This window comes from Streptomyces sp. NPDC059166 (assembly GCF_042755185.1).
Lineage (GTDB): Bacteria > Actinomycetota > Actinomycetes > Streptomycetales > Streptomycetaceae > Streptomyces.
The window spans coordinates 1-8,940 of record NZ_JBHZCI010000079.1; the positions used below are offsets into that span (position 1 = coordinate 1).

Sequence of the window (8,940 nt, forward strand, 5' to 3'; positions counted from 1 at the left end):
GTGTGCTCGGGGGCGGGGGGGCCCGGGGGGGCGGGGGGGGGGGGGGGGGGGGGGGGTTGGGGGGGGGGGGGGGGGGGGGGGGGGGGGGCCCCCCCCCCCCCCACCACCCCTCAACGCCGGGTGCGGACCAGCAGGTAGACGAAGTACGGCGCGCCGATGACCGCCGTCATCAGACCGGCACCGAGCTGGGCCGGGGCGATCACCGTGCGCCCGGCCATGTCCGCGAGGCAGACCAGGAGGGCCCCGAGGAGGAGGGCGACCGGGACGACCCGCACGTGCCGGCGTCCGACGAGCGCCCGCGCCGCGTGCGGCGCGACCAGCCCGACGAAGGCGATGGTGCCCGCGGCCGCCACCGCCGTGGCGGCGAGCAGCACGCCCACAGCGAGGAAGCCCAAGCGTGCCCGGGGCAGACCGAGTCCGAGAAGCCTCGGGCTGTCCTCGTCCAGGGCGACCAGGTCCAGCTCCGTGCGCCGGGCCACCGCGACGACGACCCCGGCAGCGAGTACCACGGCCACCGGGACCACGTCGGGCATGGTCCGCCCGTACGTCGAACCGGACAGCCACGTGAGGGCCTTCGTGGTGTCGAACGGATCGCTGACCACGATGACGAGGCTGATCAGAGCCGCTGCCGCGGCGGACACCCCGACACCGAGCAGGACCACACGGTTCTGCCTGAACCCGCCCCGCGCGGCCAGCCCGAAGACCAGCGCCGCGGCGAGGGCGGCCCCGCCGAACGCCGCCCCCGCGACCTCCCACGAACCGGGCGACTCCACCGAGGTGACCAGCAGGACCGCCCCGAGACCGGCGCCTCCCGAGACGCCGAGGATGCCGGGTTCGGCGAGCGGATTGCGGGTGACCGCCTGGACCAGGGTGCCGGACAGTGCCAGCGCCGCGCCGGCGAGCAGTGCGGCCGAGACCCGGGGGACCCTGGTGTCGAGGACGAAACTGACGACCCGTCCGGCGCCGCCCTGAGCCCAGTTCACCACGTCACCCAGCAGCAGCTTCGTGTCGCCGAGGAGCACGGCCGCGACGACCACGCCCGCAAGGACCACGGCCAGTACGGCGACGGTCGCGGCGAAAGCCGTACGGCTGGGGATCCGCAGCCGGTCGGGCGCGTCGGCCGAACCGGTGTCCCGGGCGCGCAGCGCCATCACGACGAGGAAGATCCCCCCGACCACGGTGGTGACGACACCCGTGGGAACCTCCACGGCGGTGTCCGCCGGCACCACGGCACGCAGCAGTACGTCCGACAGGAGCACGAGGGCGGCTCCGACGAGACCGGCCACCGGCAGGCTCACCCGGGAGCGGACCAGCCCGCGGAAGCGACGGGCGAGAGGGCGGACGAGCGCGGGCGCGCACAGGCCGACGAACCCGATCGGACCGGCCAGCGTGACCGCCGCCGCGCAGAGCAGCGTGGCCAGTACGACGGTCGTCACGCGTGTCCGCCGGACGGAGACCCCGAGCCCCTGCGCGGCGTCGTCGCCCAGCGCCAGTGCGTCGACGCGACGGGCGACGAGCAGCAGGCCGGCCAGGCCCACGACGACGACCGGCGCCATCTGGACGACACCGTCGAAGCCGTTCTGGCCGACGCTGCCCTGGTTCCACCGGTAGAGGCCCTCGGTCTGCTGCGGGAACAACAGCAGCAGGGCCTCGGTCATCGCGTTCAGGCCCAGCGAGAGGGCCGTGCCCGCGAGGACCAGACGGACGGTGCCCTTGCCGAGCCCGGACAGTCCGAGCACGACCGCCGCGGCGGCGAGACCGCCCGCGAAGGCGGCCCCCGACGAGGCGAGGAGCGGAAGGCTGGTGCCGGTGACCGCGACCAGGCCGAGTGCCAGATACGAACCGGCGTTGACGGCAAGGGTGTCGGGCGCCGCGAGCACGTTGCGGCTGACCGCCTGAAGGGCGGCGCCCGCCATGCCCAGGGCCACACCGACGAGGACGGCGGCCACCATTCTCGGCAGCCGCGAGGCGATGACCACGGAGGCGTCGCCGGCCTCCGCGTCGCCCGTCAGCGCGTTCCAGACCTCGGACGCGCCGACGTCGGCGGTGCCCTGCGTGATGTCCACGGCACACAGCACCACGACCAGCAGCACGAGCGTGGCCGTCACGGCGACCGCGCCCGTCGTGGCCGCGGCGGTGCGGTCGCGGCCGACCGCGGGCTTCTCGATGACGGCCACGGCGCGCTACTTCTTCGTCAGCGCGTCGACGAGGGAGTCGACGTACGCCTCCATCGAGCGGGGGCCGCCGAACATCCAGACACCGTCGGGCAGACGGTGCACGTTGTCGTTCTTGACGAACGGCAGTGACTTCCAGACGGAGTTCTTCGAGAGATTGTCGGCGAAGGCGTCACCGTCGACGTCGTTGACGACATAGGTGAAGTGGACGTCTCCGAGACCGGTGAGGCCTTCGACGTCGGTGGTGGCGAGGCCGTAGCTCTCGTCGCCCTTCACCTTCCACGCGTTCTTCAGGCCCAGTCGCTCGTTGACCGCGCCGAGGAGCGAACCGCCGGTGTAGGCGCGGACGGAGACCTGGTTGGAGGCGACGTAACCGTCCGCCGAGGCGATCTCGGCGCCGCCGAGGCCGGCGTCGTCCAGCGCCTTCTTCCCCTCGGCGAGGCTCGTGTCGAAGTCCTTCTTGAGGGCCTCGGACTCGGCCTGCTTGCCGGTGGCCTCGGCGATCAGATCGAGGCTCTCCGTCATCGACCCGATCTGGTCGGCGGCGTCGGCGGACGTCAGCTCCAGCACGGGGGCGACCTTGCGGAGCTGCTTGACGACGGCCGGCGCCAGGTCGGTGGTGGCGACGACCAGGTCCGGGGCGAGCGCGGCGACCGTGTCGATGCTCGGTTCGCCGCGGGTGCCGATGTCCTTGGGGTCACCGGTGAGGGGGGCCGCCGTGTTCCACGCGGTGTAGCCCTTCACGTCGGCGACACCCACGGGGTCCACTCCGAGTGCGACCAGGTCCTCGACGACGTTCCACTCGGTGGCGACGACCTTCTCGGCCGGTCCGTCGAGAGTGACCTTCGTGCCCTTGGCATCGGTCAGGGTGATCTTCCCGGCGGGCTTGGCCGAAGCCGCGGAGTCGTCGGAGGACGGCTCGGTGGTGCCGCAGGCGGCGAGGGAGAGGGCGGCGACGGCGACGGTGGCCGTGGCGAGCAGATGGCGTCTCATGAGGCGGTGCTGAGCCTTTCGGATCTTGAGTGGTGGCGGCCGACGGCGCGGGTGCGCAGCCTGCCGGTCGAGGGATCGGTGTCCACGTCGATACGGATGCCGTAGACGTCCGAGAGAAGGTCAGGGGTGAACACGTCCTCGGGCGCACCGTCGGCGACGATGCGCCCGGCGCGGAGGAGTGCGACGCGGTCGGCGACCGCCGCCGCCTGGTCCAGGTCGTGCAGGACGACGCCCACGGCGATCCCGTGGTCGTCCGCGAGATCGCGTATCAGGTCGAGCAGTTCGACCTGATAGCGGAGGTCGAGATAGGTGGTCGGCTCGTCCAGGAGGAGGATGTCGGTCTCCTGGGCCAGACAGCTCGCGAGCCATACGCGCTGCAGTTGACCGCCGGAGAGCTGGTCGACCCCACGGCCGGCGAGGTTCTCCACCCCGGTGAGGCTCAGCGCCCGGTCCACAGCGGCCGCACCATGGGGATCGGGCCGGCCCCAGCGCCCCCGGTAGGGGTAGCGGCCGAAGTCGACCACGTCGCGCACGGTGAGTCCGCCCGGCGTCGAGCGGGACTGTGTCAGCAACGCGACCCGCCGGGCGAACTCGCGTGCCCCGAGTGCGAAACCGTCCGTGGCGTCCTCCGTTCCGGCGTCGATCGTGAGCTCTCCGGTACGTGCGCTCTGGAGCCGTGCCAGCGTCCGCAGCAGCGTCGACTTGCCACTGCCGTTCGGGCCCACGAGGGCGGTCACCTCGGCGGGCCGAAGGGTGATTCCCGCCCCGTGGACGACATCGACCTTGCCGTACGCCACGGTCACCGCCTCGGCGGTCAGTCCGTGTCCACGGGTACGCGACAGCGCCGTGGACACAGCGGTGCCCCCAGCGCTGGAAGTGCTCTCACCAGCTCTCATGGACGTTAGGTTAGCCTGCCCTTACGGGTGCTGGCGACGGGGTCCCCGTCCGTGGCCAGGGGGTTCCGGTCCGGGCGGGCCGACGGCAGGGCGTGCCGTCACCCCGCCGCGCTCGTTCAGGGACCGGTCACGCCCCGGCCGCGGTCCGGCCCGCGTGCGCGGCTCCGGGACTTCGTGCGGGCGTCGGCCGGGTGGGGGAGGGGTGCCCGGGGTGCGGCGTCCGGGACCGGCCCGGCCGGACGTGCGGGCGCGCCGTGCCGCCTCCGGGGAGCACGGTCGTGCCGGGAGCGGTCTCGTCCGTCAGGCAGCGCAACAGGGCGTGGGGCACCCGGCCGTCGAGTACGTGGGCCCGGCCCACGCCGCCACGTACGGCCCGCAGGCAGCCCTCCATCTTGGGCAGCATGCCGCTCTCCAGGGCAGGGAGCAGTGCGCCCAGGGCGTCGGCGCCGAGACTCGCGATCACCTCGCTGCTGCGCGGCCAGTCCGCGTACAGCCCTTCCACGTCCGTGAGCATCACCAGGCGCTCCGCGCCCAGGGCCACGGCCAGGGCCGAAGCCGCGGTGTCGGCGTTGATGTTGTACGCCAGCCCGTCGGCCCCGCGTGCCACAGGGGAGACCACCGGGATGTGACCCTGCGCCAGCAGCGCGCGGAGCAGTCCCGGATCGACGTCCACGACATCACCGACGAGCCCGATGTCCACGGGCCGGCCGTCGACCACGGCCGGCCGCCGGACGGCGGTCATCGAGTGCGCGTCCTCGCCGGTCATCCCCACGGCGAACGGCCCGTGTGCGTTGATGTGCCCGACGATCTCCCGCTGCACCTGACCGGCCAGCACCATGCGTACGACGTCCATGGCCGCGGGGGTGGTGACCCGCAGTCCGGCCTCGAAGCGGCTCTCCAGGCCGAGCCGGTCGAGCATGCCGCTGATCTGGGGGCCACCCCCGTGCACCACCACGGGGCGCAGGCCCGAAGTGCGGAGGTCCACAACATCCCGCGCGAACGCCCGACGGAGATCCGTGTCCACCATGGCGTGCCCGCCGAACTTCACGACGACGACGCCGCGTTCGGGCGGCTGTGGAGGCGCGAGGGCGCCGGCGCGCGCCGTCGCCTCCGGACGATCCCTGACGGACGGATTCATTCCGCTCCCACTCCGTTCGTGCGGATCCAGCCGCACCGATCGATCAACTGACGCGCGAACAGGAGTGGTTGCTCTGTTCCGCCCCAACCCCCGATCGTGACGTAGGTTAGCCTAACCTAATAGGGGATGTTTCGGTGTCGCCCCGGGCCGGCTCGTCCCCCGCCTCCAAGGGCCCGCGTCTCGGTCTGTCGTGCCGGCGGCAGGGCCGGGCGGCGGAACCGGCCTGCCGGGCAGGTCGTCTGACGGCCCGTACGTCATCGGCCGGGTCGCGCGGACGTCGTTCGGCTTGCCCGCTGCGCCCGCGAGGTCGCCCGCCCGGCCTCACGATGCAGCAAGGTGGCGACGAACCCCGTCCGTCGGGCCCGGTTCGGCGAACGAAGCCTGTCGCGGTTCTCGCGGGGCCCGGAGGACGACAACCGTTCCCCCACGGAGTCGCCGACGGGGCGCCTCGGCTACCGATCCATTCGCAGTGCACCGGGCTTCAGCCCGGTGGTGAAGCGAATCTGAGAGCTGCTCTGATCTCGGCTGTGTGCACGGATCCGCACTGTTCACCTCAGCTCAGGTCAGTGCGGCCGGTTCTGCTGCTCGATGTACTGCTTCACGATGCTGAGCGGTGCGCCGCCGACGGAACCGGCGAAGTTCGAGCCGGACCAGAGTCGTTGTGCCCGCCAGTAGTGGCGGACGAGGTCGGGGAACTCTTGGCGCAGCCGCCGGGAGGAGACGCCTTTGAGGCTGTTGACCAGTTTGGACACGGCGACCTTCGGCGGGAAGTTCACGAGCAGGTGGACGTGGTTGTTCTCGCCGTTGAACTCGACCAGCTCGGCCTCGAAGTCCTCGCACACGGCCCGCATGATCTCCTCGCACCGCGTCGGGTGTCGGTCGGCGAAGACCGGGTGCCGGTACTTCGTCAGGGAAGCCAGGTGGACGTGCATGCGGAGAGCGCGGTGACAGGCCGTACGAATGTTCGCGTCGATACCGGCGAGTCAAGTGCGTAGCGTGATCTTGTGCAGCTTCGGTACAGCTTCCGCGTGTACCCGAGCGCCGGTCAGCGCACAGCGTTGGCGAAGGCGTTCGGGTGTGTGCGGGTGGTCTACAACGACGGGCTCCGCGCTCGGGAGGCCGCCCGCAGCCAGGGCATGCCGTTCCCGAAGACCGGTGACCTGTCGAAGCAGCTGATCACCGCAGCGAAGAACACCCCGGAACGGGCCTGGCTGGGCGAGGTCTCGGCGGTCGTCCTCCAGCAGTCCCTGCGTGACCTGGACACCGCGTACCGCAACTTCTTCGACGGTTTGAAGGGTAAACGCCCCCGCATGGGCGCACCCCGGTACAAGTCGAAGCGGGACACCCGGCAGTCGGTCAGGTTCACGGCGAACGCCCGCTGGTCGATCACCCCGGGTCGGAAGCTGCGCCTGCCGAAGATCGGCGACGTCGAGGTGAAGTGGTCCCGGACGCTTCCCTCAGTGCCGTCGACGGTGACGGTGGTCAAGGACAGTGCCGGCCGGTACTTCGCGAGCTTCGTCGTGGAGACCGGCCCGCAGGAAGTCCTTCCCGAGGTCGTGCCCGTGGTGGGTATCGATCTCGGTCTCGGGCACTTCGCCGTCCTGTCCGACGGGACGAAGGTCGACAGCCCGCGCTTCCTGCGCCGGGCCGAGAAGCACTTGAAGAAGGCCCAGCGTGCCCTGGCCTGCAAGGTGAAGGGCTCCGGCAACCGGAACAAGGCCCGGATCAAGGTCGCCCGCGCTCACGCGCGAGTGGCCGACGCGCGCCGCGAGTTCCACCACCAGCTCTCCACCCGGCTGATCCGCGAGAACCAAGCGGTCGCCGTGGAGGACCTGGCGGTGAGGGGACTCGCCCGTACGCGCCTGGCCAAGTCCGTCCACGACGCCGGATGGTCGGCGTTCGTGACCATGCTGGAGTACAAGGCCGCCCGGTACGGGCGCACCTTCGTGAAGATCGGCCGGTTCGAGCCGACCTCCCAGGTGTGCTCGCAGTGCGGCGTGAAGGACGGCCCCAAGCCGCTGCACGTCCGGGTGTGGACGTGTGGGGCGTGCGGGGCGGTCCTGGACCGGGACATCAACGCGGCGGTCAACGTCGCCAAGGCGGCCGGACTGGCCGTGTCAGCCTGTCGAGCGCAGGTAAGACCGGAACGTGTTCCGGCACCGCGCAGCGAAGCAGGAACCCACCCGACACCGCAGCCCTCAACGGCACGGTAGGCGGGAATCTCCCCCCTTCAGGGGGAGAGGATGTCAAGTTCCACCGATGCGGATGTATCTCTCCTCGTTTCGTACGGGCGATCACCCGGGCCGGATGCTGGCGCTCCTGGACCGACGGGTTGCCACCGTGGACGTCGCGGTGATCGCCAACGCGATCGACGCCCTGCCGGGTCACGAGCGCCGGGCCGCCCTCCAGCGCGAGCTCGATGCTCTGGCCGAACTCGGACTGAACCCGGTCGTCGTGGACCTGCGGGAGTTCTTCGATCGACCGGCGGGTCGTGTCGCGGCGGCGCTGTCCCGTTTCCCTCTTGTCTGGGTGCGCGGCGGCAACGTATTCGTCCTCCGGCAGGCACTCGCCCGCAGCGGTGCCGATGGGATCCTCGCCGACCTGGTGCGCCGCGACGTCCTCGTCTACGCCGGGTACAGCGCCGGAGCGTGTGTCCTGGCTCCTGAGTTGCGCGGGCTGGAGGAGTGCGACGATCCGAAGGCGGTGGAGGTCGCCTACGGTGACCGGGCCCGATGGGACGGCCTGGCTCTCCTGGACTACGCCGTCGTGCCCCACATCGACTCACCGGGGCATCCCGAAACGGAGATCCTCGGGCGTGTGGCGGACCGCTACCGCGCGGAGGGGGTCGCCCATCGGGTCCTGCGCGACGGCGAGGCCCTCGTGATCGACGGTGGTGTCACAAGGGTCCACTGAGCGACGCCGTCGTCGGATTCCACTCGGCGCGGTGAGTGGCCCGACGGCCGTCGCCACGTGCCCGGACCGGGGCGCATGGCGACGGCTCAGGTGTCGTCAGGCGGCTTCCCCGTACGTCGCGCTGATGGCCCCGTCGACGCCGTGGTGGACGGCGAGCCGGTTCCCCCCGACGTCCGCGGAGGCTTCCAGCAGGCGTCGTACGGCGGAGCTGGCCGTGGCCACCGACATCAGCACACCCCAGGCGCCGCACAGGCGGTGGGCCCGCAGCACCGCGCTGGCTGTGGCGGGTGTCGCAGCGGCCTCCTCGATCACCACCAGCACCGGGGAGGGGCGGTGGGCTTCCAGGAACGCGACGATTTCCGAGGACAGTTCGGCCCGTCCGCCGATCCCCGGATCCTCCCGCACGGTGAGGACCAGGACACCACGTTCAGATCTGTGTGACAGCATCACGACCTCCACTATCCGGGCCCGCCGGCGGGCTCTGGTGCACACCGTCTTCCCATCTGCGGGCCATCTCAAGCAGATGGATTCCGCCGCGCCCGGGGAGTCCGGCCGACCGCCCCTCCGGGGCGCGCGGACAGGGCCCGGTGCGGGCCTCTGGCGCCCTGCGCGACGGCGTGCCCGACCGGTCCGGCGCCGGACGGACAGGGCTCCGCCGGCCGAGCCGGCGCCGGACTCTTGCGCAAGAACATGAAAAGAGTTGCAAAGATCCCTTGACGGCCGAGCGGCCGGACGGCAGGCTCCCCGCAGTACCCCGCAGTACCCCGCAGTACCCCGCAGTACCCCGCAGTACCCCGCAGTACCCCGCAGTACCCCGCAGCAGTCC

8 protein-coding genes are annotated in these 8,940 nt (G+C 71.7%); 2 read left to right on the forward strand and 6 right to left on the reverse strand.

Annotated elements, in window-relative coordinates:
• Positions 1-110: 110 nt before the first annotated feature.
• The 5 genes from ACFXOA_RS31815 to tnpA all read right to left on the reverse strand — a co-directional run bounded on the left by ACFXOA_RS31815 (position 111) and on the right by tnpA (position 6,175).
• On the reverse strand, positions 111-2,177 hold the full coding sequence (locus tag ACFXOA_RS31815; RefSeq protein ID WP_385035590.1) for an iron ABC transporter permease: 2,067 nt from the start codon (positions 2,175-2,177) through the stop codon (positions 111-113).
• Positions 2,178-2,183: 6 nt separating this feature from the next.
• The gene (locus tag ACFXOA_RS31820) at positions 2,184-3,167 is read right to left on the reverse strand and encodes an ABC transporter substrate-binding protein (RefSeq protein WP_385035592.1); all 984 of its coding nucleotides are present in this window, start codon (positions 3,165-3,167) and stop codon (positions 2,184-2,186) included.
• Positions 3,164-4,063: an ABC transporter ATP-binding protein gene (locus ACFXOA_RS31825; protein ID WP_385035594.1), complete on the reverse strand. Its 900-nt coding sequence runs from the start codon at positions 4,061-4,063 to the stop codon at positions 3,164-3,166. Before ACFXOA_RS31825 ends, ACFXOA_RS31820 begins: the two co-directional genes overlap by 4 nt.
• Positions 4,064-4,190: 127 nt before the next feature.
• On the reverse strand, positions 4,191-5,201 hold the full coding sequence (gene argB, locus ACFXOA_RS31830) for an acetylglutamate kinase (RefSeq protein ID WP_385035596.1): 1,011 nt from the start codon (positions 5,199-5,201) through the stop codon (positions 4,191-4,193).
• A 563-nt stretch (positions 5,202-5,764) separates the two neighbouring features.
• Positions 5,765-6,175: an IS200/IS605 family transposase gene (gene tnpA, locus ACFXOA_RS31835; RefSeq protein WP_385035604.1), complete on the reverse strand. Its 411-nt coding sequence runs from the start codon at positions 6,173-6,175 to the stop codon at positions 5,765-5,767.
• 30 nt (positions 6,176-6,205) lie between these two features.
• On the opposite strand from tnpA, the gene ACFXOA_RS31840 reads away from it, so the two are divergent.
• Complete coding sequence (locus ACFXOA_RS31840; RefSeq protein ID WP_385035598.1) at positions 6,206-7,414, forward strand: RNA-guided endonuclease InsQ/TnpB family protein; 1,209 nt, start codon at positions 6,206-6,208, stop codon at positions 7,412-7,414.
• Between the two features lie 46 nt (positions 7,415-7,460).
• The gene (locus ACFXOA_RS31845) at positions 7,461-8,114 is read left to right on the forward strand and encodes a Type 1 glutamine amidotransferase-like domain-containing protein (protein WP_385035600.1); all 654 of its coding nucleotides are present in this window, start codon (positions 7,461-7,463) and stop codon (positions 8,112-8,114) included.
• Positions 8,115-8,210: 96 nt separating this feature from the next.
• Here ACFXOA_RS31845 and ACFXOA_RS31850 read toward each other — a convergent pair whose 3' ends face one another.
• Entirely contained in the window at positions 8,211-8,561 is a 351-nt protein-coding gene (locus ACFXOA_RS31850) for a hypothetical protein (protein ID WP_385035602.1), read from the reverse strand.
• Positions 8,562-8,940 lie beyond the last annotated feature (379 nt).